This is a genomic window from Pseudomonas sp. 210_17 TE3656 (assembly GCF_054821965.1).
Map to the genome: position 1 here is coordinate 5047597 of NZ_JBTRBC010000001.1, position 20844 is coordinate 5068440.

Sequence of the window (20844 nt, forward strand, 5' to 3'; positions counted from 1 at the left end):
CCTCCCCAATGGAGGGGGGAGCCGATCGGCAGGTTTGTCGAGAAATGGCTTTTCATTGCCCCGCAGCGGGGGCCGGCGGGCGGATGTCAGTCGATCAGCTTCTGGTTGCGGGCCTGGACCATGGCGTCGTAACGGCTGGAAACGCCGAGCTTGGCGAAGATATTGCGCAGGTTCCACTTCACCGTTTCCAGGGTGATGTCCAGGGTGTGGGCGATGCGTTTGCTCGACATGGCCTGGGCTACCAGGCTGAGGATTTCGCGTTCCCGCGGGGTCAGCAATGGCTGCTGCCCGGGTGTGGTGGTGCGCCGTGCGTGTGGCGTTGCAAGGTTTGGCGAACAGGGGCCGGTGAGTTTGTCGATCAGTTCGTTCACATACTGGCGTAGCGGGTCTTGCAGCTCAGTGCTGGCCAGCGCACACAGCAGCTTTTCACTCAGCGCACCTTCGTCCAGCAAGGTGCGCACCAGGCCCAGGCGCTGACCGGCTTCGACGGCTTGGCGCAGGTGCAACAGCGCTTGATCATGACGCTTGAGGTCTTCCAGTACCCCCGCCGACAACAGGTCAGCGAGTACGCCCAAGCGCCCACGGTGGAAGCGCTCGGCAAAATCCTTGACCCTGTCCAGCGCCTGCAGCGCCGCGTGTGAATCCTCACGGACCAGAATGCGCGCGTGCGCCAGGGCGGCGATGGCCGGCAGCTCCGCCCGGCCGCCCTGGTCCTTGCCGTGCTCGTGTGCCAGCGCTTGCAGGGCGTGCAGCAGTTCGATGGCGTGATTGCGCTGGCCCTTGATCAGGCACACGCGGATCTGTTCGCCCAGCAGGTGGGCGACCGGGCGCATCTGCCCCAGGCTGCGCAGGTGGGCGATCTGCTGGCGTAAGAAGCTCAGGGCCGCGTCCGGGCCTTTCTGTAACAGGTCTAGACGGCTGCGGCTCAGGTTGGTGCGCACGATGACATCGGGTACCGAGGAATGCAGCAGTCCGAAGCGATTGGCGATCAGCTCGCGGGCGTCATCGATCCGGTCCAGTTCGTAGAACGCGTCGGCCAGCAGGCTGGCGCAGAGGTTGGCGCAGATTGAACGGTGTCCGCCTTCGCGGGTGGAGCGTTCCAGCAGTTCGGATGCCAGGGCTTCGGCTTCGACGATGTCGCCGGCCTGCAAATAGGTGGTCAAGCGGGCGGATTCTGCCACCAGGGCCATGTCATTGCTGCGATCCTCGGGGGGGATCGGATGGGTGTCGAACAGGCGCCGGGCATCGGCATAGCGCCCCGCGGTGGCGTAGGCAACCGTCAGGGCGGCGAGCAGTACATAGCGCAGGAAGGGGTTGTCCATCGGTGCGTCGCGCACCGGTTCCAGCAGGCGTATGGTCAGTTCGCTGTCGTCTTCCTGGATGGCCACCGCGGCATGGATCAGCGGCAGGCCACTGGCAAGTTCAGGGTGGGCGTCCAGGTTGCAGGCCTGCAAGCGGCTGAGCCAGGCTTTCGCCCGCCCCGGACGCGAGGTCAGCGATACCGTGAGGCAGGCCAGGAACAGCAGGCGTTGATGGCGAAACAGCACGTCCTCGGGCAAACGCTCGAGCAGGCGCAAGGTCGGTGCCAGGTAATCCAGGCTCCAGGTCGCCGGCGTGGTGTGTTCAATGACCTGGACGGCAAAATCGGTGTCGTCAGCGAGGCTGGCGTGGCGGACCGCTTCGGTCAGGCAGTTGTGTCCGGCGAACCAGCGGGCGCCCAGGCGGTGCAGGGGCCGCAAGTCGTGCTCGCGGCGTTGCAGGCGGGCGCTGAGAAACTCGCCGAACAAGGGGTGGAAGCGATACCAGACGATGCGGTCGTCGGAGTCGACCCGATAGATCAACAGGTTCTCGTCTTCCATGCGCTTGATCAGTTCGCCGGCTTCGGCGTTGCCGGTCACGGCGATGGCCAGGGCCGCGTTGAAACGCCGGAAGATCGACAGCACTTCCGCCACCTCCACCAGCTCGCTCGGCAAGTGCGCCACCACTTCCTCGCTGAGGTAGGTCTGCAGGTCGTTGGAGCGCCACACCAGGTCATCGAGGATCGAACGGGGATTGGGGCGGTTCTTCAGCATGATCGCGATCAACTGCAGGCAGGAGGGCCAGCCGCTGGTCAGGTCGTGGATCAGGCTGAGTTCATCGGCGTTGAGCTTGTCGGGGCCGAGGTTCTCTTCGATGAAGGTGCGGGTTTCGGCCAGGTCGAACGGCAGCTCGGCACTTTCAATCTCCACCACCTGGTCCATGACCCGCAGCCGTGACAGGCTCAAGGGCGGATTGATCCGTGAGGCAAGCACCAAGTGCAGGTTGCCGGGGCTCTGGTCGAGCAGTTTCTGTATCAGCTTGTGGGCATGCGGGGCTTCGACGTGGTGGTAGTCATCGACCACCAGGAACAGCTCCTTGCTCAGCATCGCCGCCGCGTTGACGATGATCGCGACCGTACCGTCGATGGCCGAGAGGGTGTTGTCTTCGCGCTGCAGGTTGATGTCGATATCGATGCCCAGGCGCCGCAAGCCCTCCAGAAAGGCCGTGCAGAACGCTGAGTAACCCTTGTCATCGGCAGTCAGGGAAACCCAGGCGACTTCCGCGCCGGCTTTCAGCCGGTCGTGGCGCCACTGCGCCAGCAGGGTGGTCTTGCCATAACCCGCAGCACCGGTGACCAACACCAGCCGGCAATGATGCATGCGTTTGAGCTGCGCCAGCAGCGCGGCCCGGGCGACATGCCGGGTACCGATGCGCGGGGGCGAAAACTTGGTCGAGACCAAGTGCCTGGCAGGATTCTTGGGCAATGTGTTTTCCACGATTCTTATTGGTTCGAACGAAGCTAGCCAAGCCGTCCAGACAGGTCAAGCCTTGCGCGGACAGCCGCTGACCGCCCGCAAAGGGAGGGACGGGAGGGTGGCGTTGTTTTCTAAGATCCGTCAGGTCCCCATTCAGGGTGCTAACCAAGGAATCACGATGAAACTGGATAATAAAGTAGCCGTTGTCACGGGGGCGGCCTCGGGGCTGGGCCTGGCCACCTGCAAGGCCCTGGCGGCAGCCGGGGCCAGGGTGGTGGGCTTCGATCTGGATCAGCAGCGGCTCGACGCGGCGCTTGAAGGTATTGCCGGGATCGCCGTAGACGTTGCCGACGAAGCCAGCGTCAAGCGCGGTATCGATGCCGTGGTGCAAAAATACGGTGCAGTGCATGTGGCGGTGAACTGCGCCGGGGTGCTGGGGCCGTGCAAGACCCTTTCCAAGGGCCAGGTGTTTCCAACCGAGCTGTGGAACCGGGTATTGGCGGTCAACCTCACCGGTACCTTCAACGTCATTCGGCACGCGGCCCTGGCCATGTCGGGCAACGCTGCCGAAGATAGCGGCGAGCGCGGGGTGATCATCAACACCGCCTCGGGCGCTGCACGTGAAGGGCAGATGGGCCAGGCGGCGTACAGCGCCAGCAAGGCCGCTGTGATCGGCATGACCCTGCCCATCGCCCGCGACCTGGCTGAGCATGGCATCCGTGTGGTGAGCCTGGCACCGGGGTTGTTCGAGTCGGGGATGTCGGCGGGCATGCCGGTGAAAGTATCGGAAACCATCGTCAACGGCTTGCTGTTCCCCCGTCGCATGGGCTATGCCCACGAGTTCGCGGCGTTGGTGCAGCATGTGGTGGAGAATGCCTACCTGAACGCGCTGACCCTCGATATCCAGTGCGGCACCCGCTGATGGTAGGAGCGGGCTTGCCCCGCGATACGATGTGTCTGACACAGCGCAATCGCGGGGCAAGCCCGCTCCCACCGGGTGGGGGGCTGACACAGCCTGACGATTACAGGCGTTGGTACCACGCCACGCCTTGGTCGTCGAGGCTGCAGCTGATCTCGCCACGGTGTAACAGATAGTTCAGGCAGGCGAGGGCCTCACCGGTTGCCAGGGTGTATCGTGTGCTGTCTTCGCTGCGCACTGTGGCGCGGAACAGCAGCGCGAACAGGTCGACCACCCGCCTGGGCTGGTCCAGGCCTTCGCGCAGACGCTCCAGCGCGTCATCGGCATCCGCCTGCAATTGCTCGATGCGCGCATGCAGCCCATAGAAGGGTTTGTTATGCGCCGGCAGCACCAGCACATCATCCGGCACACACCGGCGCAGCTTGCTCAACGAATCAAGCCACTCGCTCATCGGATCGGCGTCCGGTTCTGTCGGCTGTACCGAGACGTTGGAGGAGATGCGCGGCAACACCTGATCGCCCGATATCAGCAGCTTTCGCTGCGCGTCGTAAAGGCAGGCGTGCTCCGGCGAATGGCCAGCACCGACCAGCACTTGCCAGCCATGCCCATCAATCTCGAGCTGCTCGCCGTCCTCGATGCGCCGATAGCTGTCCGGCAGGGCCGAGAGCATGCGGCCAAAACCGCCGAAGCGCGTGCGATAGCGTTCCAGCGCCTGCTCGTCCCAGCCGGCGCGCCGATAGAACCCTAGCGTCTCTTCGGGGGCCTGGCGGCTGCTGTCGCTGGCTTGCATTCGACAGTGCAGGTATTCCAGGCGGGTCATCCACAGACGGCAGCCGCAATGCCGGCTGAGCCAGCCGGCCATACCGACATGGTCAGGGTGCAGGTGGGTGGCGATGATCCGGGTCAGTGGCCTGTCGCGCAACGCTCCCTCCAGCACTGCGCGCCAAAGAGCCACTGTTTGCTCATCGTGGATGCCGGTGTCGACCAGGGTTGTACCCATACCGTCAGCCAGCAACCAGACATTGATGGTTCCCAGCGAAACCGGCAGTGGCAACCTGAGCCAGTGCACGCCCGCAGCAATCTGTTGTGGCACGCCAGGTGCGGGCGGCGTGGCGTAGGGGTAGCGCAGTTGCGCGTCTGAGCTGAGCGAAATGCCGTCCATCGTTCTGTTCTCCTGTGGATGTGCCAGACGCTACAGCAGGGGGGGGGTAGGGGGCACCTCCCTTTCAGAAAGGGGGGGGAGGACAGTTGCACGACGCTGGCACCCTTCCGGGCACTCGATCACTGATTGAGCGGCTTGCGAACCTGGAGGTCCAGGTTCAACCCAGGGGAGGAGACACCCAGATGAATAACAAGAAAAAATCGAATCCACGTCGTCCCACCAGTAACCATGCAGTTCGGGCAACGGTCGTGACCTTGTGCACGCTGGCCTGCGCCAATGCCGTGGCCGTCGAGATCGACACCGGTAATGAAGATATCCAGCTGCGCTGGGACAACACCCTGCGCTACAACCTGGGCATGCGTGTCGAGGGGCAGGACAAGGCCATCCTGGCGAACCCGAACAACGATGACGGCGACCGCAACTTCGACAAGCACCGCCTGGTCAACAATCGCCTGGACATCCTCAGTGAGTCGGACATCGTCTACAAAGGCAAGTACGGCGCGCGCGTCAGCGCCGCGTTGTGGTACGACGCCGCCTATGCCGGTGACCTGGACAACGACAGCGTCGCCACGTCCAACCACCTGGGCGCTGGCGGGCGTCCGGCCACGGGCTTGAGCCGCTATACCAACCGTTACTACGAGGGGCCGTCCGCCGAGTGGATGGACGCCTTCGTTTTTGGCGAGTACAACCTTGGCGAGATGCCGCTCAAGGCCCGTCTGGGTCGTCACACCGTGAACTGGGGCGAGTCGCTGCTGGGTGCCGGCGCCATTCATGGCATCTCCTACGGCCAGGCGCCCCTGGACCAGGGCAAGGCCCTGGCGCTGCCGGGGATCGAGGCCAAAGAGCTGTACCTGCCGCGCAATCAGTTCTCCACCCAGTTGCAGGTCAACCCCGCGCTGTCCTTTGCCGCGCAGTATTTCTTCGAGTGGCGGCCATCGCGGGTGCCTGAGTCCGGCAGCTACCTGGGCTTTGCCGATATCTACCAGCAGGGCGGCGAGTCGTTCATCCTCAGCCCCAGGCTGCGCGCCCTGCATGGCGATGACATCGAGCCGGACAACGCCGGTGACTGGGGCGTGATGGCGCGCTGGAGCCCGGAATGGCTGGACGGCACCCTGGGGTTCTACGTGCGCCAGTTCTCCGATACCCTGCCACAGGTGATCCTGCTGGCTAATGCACGACCACAGTACTTCCTCAACTACGCCGACAAGATCGACATGTACGGCATCAGCCTGTCGAAGGAAATCGGCGGCATCAGTGTCGGCGCCGACCTCAACTACCGGCGCAACATGCCGCTGGTGAGCTCGGCGGCGCGGGTGACCTCTGCGGCGCAGTTGCCGGATGACGGCGACATTCTCGGCGCCCGTGGTGACACCTTGCACGGTGTCCTCAACGCCATTGGCTCGCTCAGCCCGACGCCGCTCTACGATGGTGCCAGCTGGTCGGCCGAGCTGACCTGGAGCCGCTGGCTGTCGGTCAACTCCGACCCGCTGAACCTGTTCAAGGGCTCGTCCGCCTACAAAGCGGTACCCACCAACATCGACGCCGTGACCCGCGATGCCTATGGGCTGGCCGTCAACTTCACGCCGACCTGGTACCAGGTGTTCCCCGGTGGCGACCTGTCGATGCCACTGAGCTTCTCTCAGGGCATCAACGGCAACTCGGCCGTGGGCTCGGGGGGTAACGAAGATGCCGGCAGCTACGCCGTCGGCCTGGCGCTGGATGTCTACAGCCGGTACCGCTTCGACCTCAAGTATGTGGACTACTTCGGTGATTACTCGACCAACCCGGTCACTGGCGCGGCCCTGACCCCAAGCGGGAGCCAGGCGCTGCTGGAAGACCGCGGCGCGGTGTACTTCACCTTCAAGACCACGCTCTGAGCCGCGCTTGCCACTGCTGCAAGCTTCCCGGCGCTGCTCCCGTTGGCGGGGCCAGCGCCGGTGCAATGCGCGCTCGCGCGCAACTGATGTGAGGTGAACACGGTGTTCAAACAACGTTTACGACTATCACTGATCCTGACTGCGCTACTGGCGGGCCAGGCGCTCGCGCAACCGGCGTTTGTCTCGCCCCTGGATATGCCCGCGGCGCAGAGCAGCCAGGCGATCCATGCGCCACTCAACGCCTTGGCGCAGGCCGGTGGCCGGCTGATTGCCGCCGGTCAGCGCGGCCATATTCTGTTTTCCGACGACAGCACGACCTGGGTTCAGGCCCAGGTGCCGGTCAGTTCCGACCTGACCGCATTGATGTTCCCCAGTGCCAGCCAGGGCTGGGCTGTGGGCCATGAAGGCGTGGTCCTGCACAGCAGCGACGCGGGCAAGACCTGGCGCAAGCAGCTCGACGGCCGGCAGATCGCGGCGCTGTTGCTCAAGCACTACGGCAACCCGGCCAACCCCGATGACCCTGAAGCGCAACGCCTGAAACAGGATGCCGAGCTGTTTGCCCAGCAGGGCGCCGACAAGCCGTTGCTGGATGTGTGGTTCACAGACGAGCGCACCGGTTTCGTCACCGGTGCCTTCAATCTGATCCTGCGCACCGAAGATGGCGGGCAAAGCTGGACGCCCTGGCAGGATCGCGTCGACAACCCGCGCAGCATGCACCTGTATGGCCTGCGCCCGGCGGCCGGCACGCTGTTCATGGTCGCCGAGCAAGGGCTGGTGTTGAAGCTCGATGCTGCCAGCCAGCGTTTCGTCAAAGTGCAACTGCCTTACGAGGGCACCCTGTTCGGTGTGCTCGGCGATGACCAGCTGGTGCTGGTTTATGGCCTGCGCGGCAACGCCTTGCGCAGCCTTGATGGTGGCGCCAACTGGAGCAAGGTCGATACCGGCATAGAAGCCGGTATCACCAGCGGCCTGATCGCCGCTGACGGCACGATCGTGCTGGCCAGCCAGACCGGGCAACTGCTGCGCTCCAGCGACCGTGGGGCGACCTTCAGCCGCGTGGCGCTAGACCGCGTGGCACCCAACTTTGCCGTGGCAGCCGTTGCCGACGGGGCCGTCGCCCTGGCCGGGCTCGGTGGCGTGCGTGTGCAGAGCCTGCAACAGAACCAGAACGCCGGAGAGCTCTGATGGGTATCCACAATGCCAGCGACAACCTGCAGACCATTAGCAACCTGAAGGATTTCAATCACCGCTCAGGCAGTCGCCTGGAGCGCCTGATCTTCAACAATCGCTTGCTGGTCATCCTCTTCTGTGCGGTGGCGACGGTGATACTGGGGTGGGATTCGACCCGCTTGACGCTCAACGCCGCGTTCGAGAAAACCATCCCGCAGAACCAGCCTTACATCCGCAACTTCCTTGAGAACCGTGACGAGCTCAAGGGCTTGGGCAATGCCGTGCGCGTGGTGGTCGAGAACCGCTCGGGCGATATTTTCGAGCCTGCCTACCTGCAAGCGCTCAAGCACATCAACGACGCGCTGTTCCTGACCCCAGGCGTTGACCGGGCCAACGTCAAGTCGTTGTGGATGCCGGTGGTGCGCTGGAACGAGGTCACCGAAGAGGGCTTCGCTGGCGGCCCGGTGATGCCCGACAACTACACCGGCTCGCAAGCCAGCATCGATGCCCTGCGCCAGAACATCAGCCGCGCCCAGTTGCTCGGCAACCTGGTGGGTACGGATTTTCGTTCGAGCATGATTTTCCTGCCGCTGCTCGACAAGGACAGCAACAGCGGTGAAGCGCTGGACTACTGGGAACTGTCCAAGCGCCTGGAAAGCATTCGCGCCCAGTACTCCGGCGATCAGGGCGGCGCCGACCTGGATATCCGCATCGTCGGCTTCTCCAAGGTGGTCGGCGACCTGCTCGATGGCCTGCAGCAAATGGTCATCTACTTCGCCGTGGCGGCCTTGATCGCGGCGCTGATCATTTTTGCCTGGACCCGTTGTGTGCGCAGCACCGCGCTGGTGCTCGGCTGTTCCTGCATCGCCGTGCTCTGGCAGCTCGGGCTGATTGCTCGCCTGGGTTACGAGCTCGACCCTTACTCGATCCTCGTGCCGTTTCTGGTGTTCGCCATCGGCGTGTCCCATGGCGCGCAGAAGATGAACGGCATCATGCAGGACGTGGCCCGCGGCACCCATAAGCTGGTGGCTGCGCGGTACACCTTCCGCCGCCTGTTCCTCGCCGGGGTCACTGCGCTGGTCGCCGACGCCGTGGGCTTCGGGGTGCTGATGCTGATCGACATCCCGGTGATCCAGGACCTGGCCATCACCGCCTCGATCGGCGTCGCCCTGCTGGTGTTCACCAACCTGATCCTGCTGCCGGTGATGCTCTCCTATACCGGCGTCAGTCCCAAGGCCGCTGCGCGCAGCCTGCGCGCCGAACAGAAGCCTGCCGCTGGCCTGTGGTTGTTGCTGGAACGCTTCACCGAACGCCGTTGGGCGACCGCGCTGCTGGTGGTGTCGGCGATCCTCGCGGTGGCGGGCTTTGTCGTCAGCACCCAGCTGAAGATCGGCGACCTGGATGCCGGGGCCTCGGAGCTGCGCCCCGATTCGCGCTACAACCTCGACAACGCCTACATCAACAGCAAGTACTCGCTGTCTTCCGACCAGTTTGCGGTCATCGTCAAGACTAAAGCCGAAGGCTGCCTTGAGTACCAGACGCTGGTGGATGCCGACCGCCTGGGCTGGGCCCTGCAGCAGGTACCGGGGGTGCAGAGTACGGTGTCGCTGGCCGACGCAGTACGCAAGATTACCGCCGGGTCCTACGAGGGCAGCCCGAAATGGATGTCGATTTCGCCGAACCAGGACGTGCTCAACTACGCCGCCCGCACCGCCAGCACCAGTAACCCGGAGCTGTTCAACAACGATTGCTCGGTGATGCCGGTGGTTGCCTACCTGACCGACCACAAGGCGCAGACCCTGGACCAGGTGGTGCAGGCCGCCGAAGCCTTCGCCACCGCGAACAGCACACCGGAGCGGCAGTTCCTGCTGGCGGCCGGCAGCGCCGGAATTGAAGCTGCGACCAATATCGTGGTCAAGAAAGCCAACCTGACCATGCTGATGTACGTGTATGCGGCGGTGATCGTGCTGTGCTTCATCACCTTCCGCAGCTGGCGTGCGGTGGTGGTCGCCGTGGTGCCGCTGGTGATCACCTCGATTCTCTGTGAAGCGCTGATGGTCGCCCTGGGCATGGGCGTCAAGGTGGCGACCTTGCCGGTGATCGCCCTGGGCGTGGGCATCGGTGTCGACTATGCGCTGTACCTGCTGAGCATTCAGCTGGCCCGTCAGCGCGCCGGTGCGAGCCTGGCCGAGGCCTACCGGCATGCCTTGCGTTTCACCGGCAAGGTCGTCGCCCTGGTCGGTGTGACCCTGGCCGCCGGGGTCATCACCTGGGCGTTCTCGCCCATCAAGTTCCAGGCCGACATGGGCATCCTGCTGACCTTCATGTTCCTCTGGAACATGCTCGGTGCATTGGCCCTGATCCCGGCGCTGTCGCACTTTCTGCTCAAGGACGTGCGTGCCAGCGGCTCGGCGCTGGTCACCCCGGTGGTGCGCGAGGCCGAGGCGCCCGCCGAACCGCAAGCGCGGACTGTGCAGTGTGTGTAACGCCAACCTGAACCTGTTTTTAGCCCCGGATTCATAAGGAATCACCATGAGCGACACCTGTGCAACCTTCCTCAGCGAACAGGAAATCATGATCCGCGACTCGGCGCGCAAGGTCGCCGCCGAAGTCGTTGCCCCCACGGCTGCCGAGCGTGACCGCAGCGCCGCCTGGCCGCGCAGCGAACTGCGCGCCGTTGCCGAGCTGGGTTTTCTTGGCATGCTGATACCCGAAGAGTATGGCGGTGCCGGTGCCAGTTTCGTTGAGTATTGCCTGGCCATTGAAGCGTTCGCGGCCGCCGATACCGGTTTTGCCACCTTGATCCACGTGCACAACTCGGTGGGCCTGGCCGTGGCGCGCCTGGGCAACGAGGCGCAGAAGCGCAACTACCTGGCGGACCTGGCCAGTGGCAAGCGCATCGGTGCCTTTCTGCTCAGCGAGCCGCAGGCCGGCTCCGACACGGCGGCGTTCCGCACCCAGGCGCGCCTTGAAGGCGACCATTACGTACTTAACGGCAGCAAGCAGTTCATCTCCAACGGCAACGAAGCCGGCCTGGGCCTGGTGCTGGCGGTGACCGACAAGGCAGCCGGCAAGAAAGGCAGCAGCCTGCTGATGGTCGACCCGCAGGATAACCCGGGCTACGTAGTGGCCGCTGTCGAACACAAGATGGGCCAGCGTTCGGCCCACGTTGCCCAGATCCAGCTCGATCAATGTCGCGTACCGGTTGCTAACCTGCTGGGTGGCGAAGGGGAGGGTTACCGCAATGTGATGGGCTCGCTGTCGGAAGGGCGGGTGGCGATTGCCGCAGTCGCCACCGGCACCGCGCGCGCAGCACTGGATGCCGCGGTTGGCTATGCCAAAGAGCGCGAGGCCTACGGTGCGCCGATCATCAACCTGCAAGGGGTGGCGTTCGACCTGGCCGACATGGCCGCCCAGGTTGAGGTTGCCCACCACTACATGGTGCATGCCGCGCGGCTGTGCGAAGCCGGTGTAGCCTGTGCCAAGGAAGCCTCGGTGGCCAAGCTGTTTGCCAGCGAAATGGCGGAAAAGGTCTGCTCCGACGCGCTGCAGATTCACGGCGGCTACGGCTACCTGAATGATTTTCCGGTGGAGCGTTACTGCCGGGATGTGCGGGTAACCAAGATCTACGAAGGCACCAGCCATATTCAGAAGCTGATCATCGCCCGCGGCCTGGTGTAGGAGCGGGCTTGCTGTGGGAGCGGGCTTGCCCCGCGATTGCGATCTGTCAGCTACATCGTATCGCGGGGCAAGCCCGCTCCCACCGAAGCCCGTTCCCACAGGCAGTTGCTGCCAATTTCGCCTACCCCCTCCTCATTGAGGGGGGCAACCGGTCAGTCACAGGCATAACCTGCTGCGAACGGCGCGCGGATTTGAGCAGGGAACCAGAACCATGACGATACCGATCACCATCGATGTGCAGCGACTGGCAGTGGAAAGCTTCCGCACCTTCCTTGCGTCCGAGGTAGCGCCGGTGGCCCGCCTGTTCGAGGGGCGGAGCATACCTGCGCAGAAAATGCGCGAACTCACCCAGGGCATTGCCGAGTTTGGCCTGCCCGGCGCCAGTATCGCCCAAGCCCACGGAGGCATGGGCCTGTCGGCGCTGACCGAGGCCATGTTGTTCGAGGAGCTCAGTGCGGTCTCCAGCGTGATCGCCGAGTGCGTGCTCGGCAACCTGTTGGTAGCGTCGGCGCTGGCAAATTTGCCAGCGGGCCGGGATGCGTTACGCACGCGCTACCTGCCGGCTCTGCTGGCCGGGCGCAGTTTCAGCGGCTTCTTTCTGGAACAGGCAGAAGGCGTCAGTGCCAGGTCGACTGACGAAGGCTGGCTGATCAATGCTAATCACCAGTGGGTTTGCCATGGCCAGTTCGCGGATGTCCTCGTCACCCCGTTGCCTACCGAGGAGGGTGCCTGCTGTTACGTGGTGGTGGAGCGTGAGCAGCATGACTATGTATCGCACAACGAAGCCTCAGCCCCGGCACAGCTGACATTCAGCAACGTACGTTTGTCGGCCGACCTGAGCGAGGCTCAGAAACTGTCTATCGCTCATGTGCTCACAGGGATCAGCGCGCAGGGCTGATGGTTTTACTGCTTCAAGGAAGGCTGTCAGAGTGTGGCCAGCCAGAATAATAACGGTGGACACGATCCACGCTTAAGGAATCCATATGCGCTATTCACTTGCTGCACTTGCCACTGCCATTGCGTTGTCCAGCGCCCCCTCCTGGGCGGCAGAGGTGGCCTCCACCAACCCGGCCAAGGCTGCCAGCCCGACGACGGCTGCGGTCAACCAGGCGGTGCTCAAGGCGTTGCCATTCGAGGATCGCGCCGACTATGACGCCGCGCGCAAGGGCCTGGTGGCTGCCTTTGAGGGGCAGGTGAAGAATGCTGACGGCAAGCCTGTGTGGGATACCCACCAGTATGATTTTCTCAAGCAGGCCCAGGCGCCGGACTCGGTGAACCCCAGCCTGTGGCGTATGGCCCAGCTCAATGCCAACGCCGGTCTGTTCCAGGTCACCGACAAGGTCTACCAGATTCGCGGCATCGATCTGGCCAACATGACCATCATCGAAGGTGACGACGGGTTGATCATCATCGACCCGCTGTATGTGACCGAGACGGCCAAGGCCGGCCTCGAGCTGTACTACCAGAACCGCCCGCGCAAGCCGGTGGTGGCGGTGATCTACAGCCATAGCCACATCGACCACTTCGGTGGCGTGCGCGGTGTGATTGACGAGGCCGACGTCAAAGCCGGCAAAGTCCGTATCTATGCCCCGAACGGCTTCATGGAGCACGCGATCCAGGAGAACGTGCTGGCTGGAACGGCGATGTTCCGCCGTGGCATGTACCAGAGTGGCGGTGCGGTGCCCAGGACTGAACGCGGCCAGGTCGATACCGGGATCGGCAAGGGCGCGCCGATAGGTGGCACCATCAGCCTGATCGCGCCGACCGATCTGATTGTCCAGCCGCTGGAGAGCCATGACATTGCCGGCGTGCAGTTCGAGTTCCAGCTGACGCCCGGCACCGAGGCACCGTCGGAGATGAACGTGTATTTGCCGCAGCTCAAGGCATTGAGCATGTCCGAAAACGCGGTGATGTCGATGCACAACGTCCTCACCCCACGCGGTGCTGAAGTGCGTGACGCCAAGGCCTGGTCGAAATTCATCGATGACAGCCTGGTGCGCTATGGCGACAAGGCCCAGGTCATGTTTGCCCAGCACAACTGGCCGACCTGGGGCGGCGAGGGCATCCGCAGCATGCTCGCCGACCAGCGCGACATGTACGCCTTCATCAACAACCGCACCTTGCACCTGCTCAACCAGGGCATGACCCCGCTGGAGATTGCTGACGCGGTGAAGAAGCTGCCTGGCGAACTCGATCATAAATGGTACGCCAGGGGCTACTACGGCACCTTGAGCTTCAACACCCGTGCGGTGTACCAGCGTTACCTGGGCTTTTACGATGGCAACCCGGCCAACCTTGATCCGTTGCCGCCGGTTGAGTCCGGCAAGCACTATGTGCAGGCCATGGGCGGCGCCGAGAAAGTGCTGGAGCTGATGCGCACGGCGATGCAACAGGGCGACTACCGCTGGGCCGCGCAGCTGGGTAATCACCTGGTCTTCGCCGAGCCTGACAACAAGGCAGCCCGTGAAGCCCAGGCCGACGCGCTTGAGCAGTTGGGTTACCGCAGCGAATCGGCGATCTGGCGCAACATGTACCTGACTGCAGTCCAGGAGCTGCGCCAGCTCGCACCGCAACAGGGGGCGCGCGGGAGTGCCGATCTGGTGCGCGCGGCGACACCGACGATGTTCATGGACATCCTCTCGGTACGCATGGACTCCGACAAGGCCCAGGGCCATGACATGACCCTGAACTGGGACTTCGACGACCTTGACCAGCACTTCGCCCTGACCTTGCGCAACGGCGTACTGACCTATCGCGAGCACAGCAGCCATGCCCAGGCGGACGCCACCGTGAAAATGAGCAAAGCCGTACTGGACCAGATCAGCCTGCGCCAGCTCGATTTCCCGACGGCGATCAAGCAGGGCGATATCAAGCTCGAAGGCGATGCTGAGCGCTTCAAGGCGATGCTCGGCATGCTGGCCAGCTTCCAGCCGACGTTCAACGTCGTGACGCCCTGACCCATGGGCCGTCGTCCAGACACGGCGCCACGCCACGAGGGGACAGGCTCTCGTGGCCAGGGCAGCCATGACAATGTCGTGGTGGAGCTGCCGGCCAGGCCGCGCAAGCAGCCGAAGCAGGCGCGCTCGGTCGCCCTGGTCGAGGCCTTGAAAACCGCCGGGCGGGAAATCCTCGAAGGGGAAGGGCGCGAGGCACTGTCGATCTATCGCCTTTCCGATTACTCCGGCGTGGCCATCAGTTCGATTTACGAGTATTTCCCGACCATCGAGTCGCTGATCGGCGCGATCTTCGAAGATTATCGCGCTGATGCCCGCCTGCAAGTGATTGCCAGTATTGATGCACTACCGGCGTCGGCGACCCTCTATGACGGTATCGAAATCATCTTGCGCACCGGTCTTTCAGCCTTGCATCGCTGGTTGCAGATCGACTCTGAGCAGAGCATTAAAACCGCCTACTATGGCGAGCTGGTGCGCCTGGAAATCGTCAAGCCGGAGCGTTTCTGGATTTCGATGGTGATTCCGGCGCTGGTGCAACGCTTTTCCAATCAGGTGCTGGTGCGTGATCGCGAGAAAGCGGGGTTTCTTGCCTATCAGGCGGTAACCGCGTTGCCTCGTGCGTTGTTGATCGAGAAGCCGCATTACCTGATTGAAGACGGTACGGTGCGGATGCTGGCGCGGATGATTCATGCGCTGTTGACTACGCAAAATCCGGAATAGTAGTTGGTCTTGGGTTGTTGGGGGTGTGGGCTTATCCATTTGGTGTGGCGACGCTGCCGGCCCCTTCCGCCTTTACGGCAGGTCCCTTTTGTCTTGGCAAAAGGAACCAAAACCGCTCGCTCCTGCATCCGGCCCTACGCTGCGCTCCGGGTCCCCTCGCTCCGGCACCTTCCGGGGCCACGCGGCCTACGACTTGCTACGCCAAGTCTACGGCTCGCGCTCTTCGGCTACGCCGAAGGTGCTACGCACTGGCCCCTACAGGCACCTCCACTCAGCCTCCTGAAGTCGCAGTCCGCGGCGCCTGAAATTGCGTGCATGAAGATCAAGATCAAGATCAGCTTGGCTGCGCCAATATTTGGTTTCGAAGATACGCCCGTATAGGCGCCGCCCGTAACTTTGCGACTTCAGGAGGCTGAGCGTAGGTGTCTGGAGGGGGCTGGTGCGCAGCACCCTTCGGCCTTAGCCGAAGTTCGCGAGCCGTAGACTTGGCGAAGCAAGTCGTAGGCCGCGATGCCCCTGGAGGGCACCGTAGCGAAGGGACCCGGAGCGCAGCGTAGGGCCGTATGCAGGAGCAGGCGGCTTTGCCTACTTTCCCCAAGAGGAAAGTAGGCCGCCGTAAAGGCGGAAGGGGCCACCAGCATCGCCACACAATACGGATAAGCCCGCAGACTCAACATCCAAACCCAAAAAAAAGCCCCGATGTCCCCGCCTGACCAAGGACGGAGGGGGACATCAGGGCACAAAACAAAGGGGTTTTCTTTACGAACCAAGGCGCGTCAGGACACGCAACGCGCCTTGTCTTTCCAGTACTTTTCCCGCACCTGGCGACGCAACACCTTGCCCACCACACTGACCGGCAGCGCGTCGACAAACAGAATGGACTTGGGCACTTTGAACCGCCCCAGGCGACCTTTCACATGCTCGATCAACGCCTGGGCTGAAACGCTTTCACCGGCTTTGAGCACCACTTCGGCATGCACCGCCTCGCCCCATTCCTCATGGGGAATGCCGACCACCGCCGAATTGGACACCGCCGGGTGGGCATTGAGCGCTGCTTCCACCTCGATGGCGTAGACGTTGAAACCACCGGTGATGATCATGTCTTTCTTGCGATCAACCAGGAACAGGAAGCCCTGCGGGTCGATGTAACCCATGTCGCCGGATTTCCAGTAGCCGTTGTGAAACTCCGTGGCCGTGCCTTCAGGATTCTTGTAGTAACCGGCAATCGTCCCGCGAGAACGCACCCACAGCTCGCCGGTGGTGCCCAGCGGCACTTCCTGGCCGTTGTCGTCGACAATCAGGATCTCCGCGCCGACGGCGATGCGCCCGGCCGAAGACAGCTGCTTTTCGTTCTCGGTCAGGTGATCGGCCTTGCTCAGCAGGGCAACGGCATGCAGGCTTTCGGTGGCGCCGTAGATCTGCATGAAAATATTGCCGAAACGCTCCTGGGCCTGACGCAGTTTCGTCGGGCTCATCGGTGCGGCACCGTAGGCCATGGTCTGCAGCGAGGACAGGTCGTAGTCCCTGGCTTCGGGCAATTCCAGCAGACGGTAGATCATGGTCGGCACCAGCAGGGTCATGGTGGCCTGTTCTGCTTCGATGTTGCGGCACAGTTGCGCCAGGTCCGGGATGTTCTGGGTCAGGGTGCAACCACCGCGGAACAAGGTTGGCAACAGCCCCAGGCCGGAGCCGTGGCTGATGGGCGCCATGTGCAGGAAGCGGGTGTCCGGCTGGTAAGGCTGTTCAGCCTCCAGGTACATCGAATCGCGCAGCGCCATCCAGTTGTCGATGGTGTAGGCAGCGCATTTGCTCTGGCCGGTGGTGCCACCGGTGAAGCGATAGACCAGCGCGTCCTTCTGTACGTCGTTGTCGATGCCAGGGTTGTGATCCGGGACGCCTTCCAGCAGGTCCCAGAAATACCACAGACCCTCGCGCGGGGTGGCGGGAGGGTCCATGCAGACAACCTTGATGCCTTGGCCATGCAGCAGGTCGAAATAGCGATCGATCAGGGCGTTCTCGATAAACACCACTTTCGGCCGCAGAAACTCCACCTGCCAGCGATGCTCTTCGAAGGCGTCGCGATAGTTGGTGTAGGCTGCCGATGCATCACCCTTGAGCGCGGTCCAGGCATGGAACAGCGAGATATTGTCGTTTTCCAGAATGCACAGGTAGACATCCCCGCGGCGCAGTTCAAGACGCTCGCGCAGCATGTTGACAATGCGATTGGTCAGCGCGTGCAGCTCACGGAAGGTATAGCGTCGATTGCGCTCGATGTTGACCAGGGCTTCCCGGTCGCCGAAACGCACGGCCAGGTTACCGACCGTGTGTGCGAAGTTCATTATTGTCATGGTTATTCTCCGTCCGGGCGTGTGGCTGCACGCCCGTTGCGATCATCATCGCACGTTTATCTCGAGCCCTGTCCCGCGAACACTCAGGCCTGCTGAGCCTTGATGGCCTGCAGGGCGGTGTCGATGAAGACCTTCACCTGCTGGTTGGCGTCATCGCGGGGCACGGCGCTACTCCAGTCGGTGATCTGCTCCAGGTGCGCCTCGATGGCCTCCGGCGACAGCTCGTCGTTGCCGATGTACACCGGCGCGGTCTCTTCCATGCGCACGGCGCTGAACACACCGGCACCGGCGCCGAGGATCAGCTTGGTCGGTGCGTTTTCACTGACCAGGAACAGCGCGCCCGGGGTGACCTGCTCAGGACGGCTGGCGGCCAGCAGTTCGGCCGGCATGACGTCTTCGGTCATGCGCGTGGCGGCCATCGGCGCCAGGGTATTGACCAGAATGTTGTTCTTGCGGCCTTCGATGGCAAGCATGTTCATCAGGCCGACCACGGCCATTTTCGCCGCGCCATAGTTGGCCTGGCCGAAGTTGCCGAACAGGCCGGCCGCCGAGGTGGTCATCAGGATGCGCCCGTAGTTCTGCTCGCGCATCAGCTCCCACACCGCTTTGCTGCAGTTCATCGAGCCCATCAGGTGGACATTGATCACCGCCTGAATGTCTGCCATCTCCATCTTGGCGAACGACTTGTCGCGCAGGATGCCGGCGTTGTTGATCAGGATGTCGACGCGACCGAAGGCTTCCACCGCCTGTTTGACCATGGCCTGGACCTGCTCGTAGTCGGCCACGTTGGCACCGTTGGCGATGGCAGTGCCACCAGCCTGGCGGATTTCTTCGACCACAGCCAGGGCAGCGTCGGAAGAGCTGCCGGAGCCGTCGCGGCTACCGCCGAAGTCGTTGATCACCACCTTGGCGCCACGGGCGGCCAGGTTCAGGGCGTGAACGCGGCCCAGGCCGTTGCCGGCGCCGGTGACGATGGCAACACGGTCATCGAAGCGAATGGTCATGGTGTTTTCCTCTTGTTATTGATAATAGGTGGCGAACGGCGGAGGAAGTGCGTGGTTTCCCCTGGGTCGCCGTTCCCCATAAAGGTCAGGCGCGGCTGAAAATACCGACATGCTCGGTGGATTCTTCCACACGCCAGAGGCCGCCGCCGTTGCCTTGCAGGGCAATGCGCGCACCTTCTACCTGACGCGGGCCGCAGTTGCCACGCAGTTGCTCGACCAGTTCGAAAATCTGCCCGATGCCGGTGGCGCCGATCGGATGGCCTTTGGACTCCAGGCCGCCGGACGGGTTGACCGGCAAGCGGCCGCCGAGAGCGCTGTCACCGCGTTCGGCCATGACCCCGCTCATACCCGGCTCGCACAGGCCCAGCGCCTCGATGGCGAGCAGCTCGCCGATGGCTGTGGCGTCATGCACTTCGGCCACATCGACGTCCTGCGGCGCAATGCCGGCTTGTTCGAACGCGGCTTTGCCGGCCAGATGGGTACAGCCGTTTTCGTAGTCGTCGGCAGCGCGGGCTGAGGCGGAACGCACGACACTGGCCAGGACCTTGATCGCACGGTTTTTGTCGAAGCCGTATTTTTTCAGCGCCGATTCGGTGCACAGGATCGCCGCGGCGGCGCCATCGGAGATCGGCGAGCACATCGGCAGGGTGATCGGGTAGGTGATCGGCGGCGCGGCGAGGATTTCCTCGATGCTCATGGCGTTGCGGTACTGCGAGCGCTGGTTGTGCACCGAATGACCGTGGTTTTTCGAGGCGACGGCGGCCAGCTGGCGTTGCGTCACGCCATAACGCTCCATCAGGCCGCCACGGCCGAGGGCCGCGTAGACGTCCATGAACGGGCTGTAGGGCTTCTCCGATTGCGAGCCGGCAGGCGGGACCACGCCTTGGCCCATGGCGGCCAGGTAGTGCTTGTTCTCTTCGAAGGTTTCAATGTCCCAGGCCGATTCGAAGGCGGAGAACATTTTTGCCTTGTCGCTGTAGAACATTTTTTCCGCGCCGACCGCCAGGGCGACTTCGGCCGCGCCTGCCTGCAGTTGGGTCACTGCCAGGTTGAAGGCATGGCTCGACGAGGCACAGGCGCCTTCGATGTTGAAGATCGGGATACCGTCCAGGCCCAGCGGCAACAGTGCTACCTGGCCACGGATCATGTGCTGGCCATCGAAATGGCCCTGGGTGCAGTTGCCGAAGAAGCCGACCTGGATCCACTTGCGGTCGCAACCGGCGTCTTTGAGCGCGTCTTCCACCGCCCAGGCGGTGAGTTGCTTGACGGACTTGTCGATGTGCCGGCCAAAGGCGGTCATGCCAACGCCGACGATGTATACGTTTTCCATCGTTGCCTCGAATTGTTCAGAAATAAGGGGGGCAGGGCGCCCGGCTCAGTAGCCCTTGAAATCAGGCTTGCGCTTCTCGGCGAAGGCGCGCACGCCTTCGGCCATGTCGTAGGAGCGCTGGTGGTTGCGCAGCTCCAGCAGTTCCTGGCGCAGGGCATCGGCACGCGACTTGTCACCGGCTTCGTCGGCGACTTTTTTCATCTTGCGCAGTACCAGCGGGCTCTTCTGCGCCAGTTTGTCGCCCAGGGCCTGAACGCGTTCGAGCAGCTCGGCATCGGCGACCACTTCGCAGACCAGGCCGTAGGTCTTCATGTCCTGGGCGGGTAGGGCGTCACCGGTGAACAGCATGTACTTGGCGATGTTCTCCGGGATCTTGCGTGGCAGTACCGCCGCGCCACCACCGCCAGGGAACACGCCGAAGTTGGAGTGGGCATCTCCGAAGCGCGCACTCTGGGCGGCGATGACCAGGTCGCAGCACAGTACGGTTTCCAGGCCACCGGCCAGGGCCAGGCCGTTGACGGCGGCGATGACCGGCTTGGGGAACACCCGCAAGGTATCGAAGAAGGTGACGATAGTGTCCAGCAGGTCTTTCTCGCCTGGCAGCGGGGTGCCACCGGCCTTGAGGTCGGCGCCGGCGCAGAACGCCGTGCCGGTGGCGGTCAGCACCACCACGCGGACCTGGTTGTCGTTTTCCCAGGCGTGCAGGCGGGCGGTCATGGCCTCCAGCATTTCACGGTTCAGGGCATTCATGGCCTTGGGCCGGGTCAAGGTGATCCAGCCCACCTGGCCCTTGATTTCAAAAGAAACGGACTCGCTCATCTCCAATCCTCAATCACGCTGCAATTGACGTTTCTGTCTGAATTGGAACTTACGCGAGTGCCTCAGGGCCTCACCCCCCCCCTTGC

Annotated in this window: 14 protein-coding genes; 8 read left to right on the forward strand and 6 right to left on the reverse strand. The window is 63.3% G+C overall.

The genetic code is table 11. The features are described 5' to 3' along the window. Positions 1 to 86: 86 nt before the first annotated feature. Positions 87 to 2783 carry a LuxR C-terminal-related transcriptional regulator gene (locus tag ACVI9W_RS23410; protein WP_461531391.1) on the reverse strand — a complete coding sequence of 899 codons (2697 nt, stop codon included), beginning with the start codon at positions 2781 to 2783 and terminating at the stop codon, positions 87 to 89. Positions 2784 to 2952: 169 nt separating this feature from the next. Between ACVI9W_RS23410 and ACVI9W_RS23415 the strand changes: the two genes are divergently transcribed. Then, positions 2953 to 3696: an SDR family NAD(P)-dependent oxidoreductase gene (locus ACVI9W_RS23415; RefSeq protein ID WP_461531392.1), complete on the forward strand. Its 744-nt coding sequence runs from the start codon at positions 2953 to 2955 to the stop codon at positions 3694 to 3696. A 100-nt stretch (positions 3697 to 3796) separates the two neighbouring features. Here the strand turns inward: ACVI9W_RS23415 and ACVI9W_RS23420 are convergent, their stop codons facing one another. Beyond that, entirely contained in the window at positions 3797 to 4855 is a 1059-nt protein-coding gene (locus ACVI9W_RS23420; RefSeq protein ID WP_461531393.1) for an MBL fold metallo-hydrolase, read from the reverse strand. Between the two features lie 182 nt (positions 4856 to 5037). Here ACVI9W_RS23420 and ACVI9W_RS23425 point away from each other — a divergent pair, with 182 nt between their 5' ends. The 7 genes from ACVI9W_RS23425 (at position 5038) to ACVI9W_RS23455 (ending at position 15257) form a co-directional block, all read left to right on the forward strand. Continuing rightward, positions 5038 to 6732 carry a DUF1302 domain-containing protein gene (locus ACVI9W_RS23425; protein ID WP_461531394.1) on the forward strand — a complete coding sequence of 565 codons (1695 nt, stop codon included), beginning with the start codon at positions 5038 to 5040 and terminating at the stop codon, positions 6730 to 6732. Positions 6733 to 6834: 102 nt separating this feature from the next. After that, a complete protein-coding gene (locus ACVI9W_RS23430; RefSeq protein WP_461531395.1) occupies positions 6835 to 7917 on the forward strand; it encodes a WD40/YVTN/BNR-like repeat-containing protein in 1083 nt (360 codons plus the stop codon). Next, a complete protein-coding gene (locus ACVI9W_RS23435; RefSeq protein WP_422421461.1) occupies positions 7917 to 10388 on the forward strand; it encodes an efflux RND transporter permease subunit in 2472 nt (823 codons plus the stop codon). The genes ACVI9W_RS23430 and ACVI9W_RS23435 overlap by 1 nt, the downstream gene beginning before the upstream one ends. 46 nt (positions 10389 to 10434) lie before the next feature. After that, entirely contained in the window at positions 10435 to 11583 is a 1149-nt protein-coding gene (locus ACVI9W_RS23440; RefSeq protein ID WP_461531396.1) for an acyl-CoA dehydrogenase family protein, read from the forward strand. Between the two features lie 211 nt (positions 11584 to 11794). Continuing rightward, positions 11795 to 12481 carry an acyl-CoA dehydrogenase family protein gene (locus tag ACVI9W_RS23445; protein ID WP_461531397.1) on the forward strand — a complete coding sequence of 229 codons (687 nt, stop codon included), beginning with the start codon at positions 11795 to 11797 and terminating at the stop codon, positions 12479 to 12481. A gap of 85 nt (positions 12482 to 12566) precedes the next feature. Further along, positions 12567 to 14540: an alkyl/aryl-sulfatase gene (locus ACVI9W_RS23450; RefSeq protein WP_461531398.1), complete on the forward strand. Its 1974-nt coding sequence runs from the start codon at positions 12567 to 12569 to the stop codon at positions 14538 to 14540. Positions 14541 to 14543: 3 nt separating this feature from the next. Further along, positions 14544 to 15257 carry a TetR/AcrR family transcriptional regulator gene (locus ACVI9W_RS23455; protein ID WP_461531399.1) on the forward strand — a complete coding sequence of 238 codons (714 nt, stop codon included), beginning with the start codon at positions 14544 to 14546 and terminating at the stop codon, positions 15255 to 15257. A gap of 776 nt (positions 15258 to 16033) precedes the next feature. On the opposite strand, the gene ACVI9W_RS23460 is transcribed toward ACVI9W_RS23455, so the two are convergent. The 4 genes from ACVI9W_RS23460 to ACVI9W_RS23475 all read right to left on the reverse strand — a co-directional run bounded on the left by ACVI9W_RS23460 (position 16034) and on the right by ACVI9W_RS23475 (position 20758). Continuing rightward, complete coding sequence (locus ACVI9W_RS23460; protein WP_461531400.1) at positions 16034 to 17605, reverse strand: AMP-binding protein; 1572 nt, start codon at positions 17603 to 17605, stop codon at positions 16034 to 16036. Positions 17606 to 17688: 83 nt separating this feature from the next. Continuing rightward, positions 17689 to 18609: an SDR family NAD(P)-dependent oxidoreductase gene (locus ACVI9W_RS23465; protein WP_038610249.1), complete on the reverse strand. Its 921-nt coding sequence runs from the start codon at positions 18607 to 18609 to the stop codon at positions 17689 to 17691. An 85-nt stretch (positions 18610 to 18694) separates the two neighbouring features. Then, entirely contained in the window at positions 18695 to 19939 is a 1245-nt protein-coding gene (locus ACVI9W_RS23470) for a thiolase family protein (RefSeq protein ID WP_422420169.1), read from the reverse strand. Positions 19940 to 19984: 45 nt separating this feature from the next. Further along, entirely contained in the window at positions 19985 to 20758 is a 774-nt protein-coding gene (locus ACVI9W_RS23475) for an enoyl-CoA hydratase/isomerase family protein (protein ID WP_157192292.1), read from the reverse strand. Positions 20759 to 20844 lie beyond the last annotated feature (86 nt).

Bases quoted from the DNA above. Each gene is read 5' to 3' on its own strand.
- ACVI9W_RS23415 (WP_461531392.1), top strand. From the start codon at position 2,953: ATGAAACTGGATAATAAAGTAGCCGTTGTCACGGGGGCGGCCTCGGGG.
- ACVI9W_RS23420 (WP_461531393.1), bottom strand. From the start codon at position 4,855: ATGGACGGCATTTCGCTCAGCTCAGACGCGCAACTGCGCTACCCCTAC.
- ACVI9W_RS23425 (WP_461531394.1), top strand. From the start codon at position 5,038: ATGAATAACAAGAAAAAATCGAATCCACGTCGTCCCACCAGTAACCAT.
- ACVI9W_RS23435 (WP_422421461.1), top strand. From the start codon at position 7,917: ATGGGTATCCACAATGCCAGCGACAACCTGCAGACCATTAGCAACCTG.
- ACVI9W_RS23440 (WP_461531396.1), top strand. From the start codon at position 10,435: ATGAGCGACACCTGTGCAACCTTCCTCAGCGAACAGGAAATCATGATC.
- ACVI9W_RS23445 (WP_461531397.1), top strand. From the start codon at position 11,795: ATGACGATACCGATCACCATCGATGTGCAGCGACTGGCAGTGGAAAGC.
- ACVI9W_RS23450 (WP_461531398.1), top strand. From the start codon at position 12,567: ATGCGCTATTCACTTGCTGCACTTGCCACTGCCATTGCGTTGTCCAGC.
- ACVI9W_RS23455 (WP_461531399.1), top strand. From the start codon at position 14,544: ATGGGCCGTCGTCCAGACACGGCGCCACGCCACGAGGGGACAGGCTCT.
- ACVI9W_RS23460 (WP_461531400.1), bottom strand. From the start codon at position 17,605: ATGACAATAATGAACTTCGCACACACGGTCGGTAACCTGGCCGTGCGT.
- ACVI9W_RS23465 (WP_038610249.1), bottom strand. From the start codon at position 18,609: ATGACCATTCGCTTCGATGACCGTGTTGCCATCGTCACCGGCGCCGGC.
- ACVI9W_RS23470 (WP_422420169.1), bottom strand. From the start codon at position 19,939: ATGGAAAACGTATACATCGTCGGCGTTGGCATGACCGCCTTTGGCCGG.
- ACVI9W_RS23475 (WP_157192292.1), bottom strand. From the start codon at position 20,758: ATGAGCGAGTCCGTTTCTTTTGAAATCAAGGGCCAGGTGGGCTGGATC.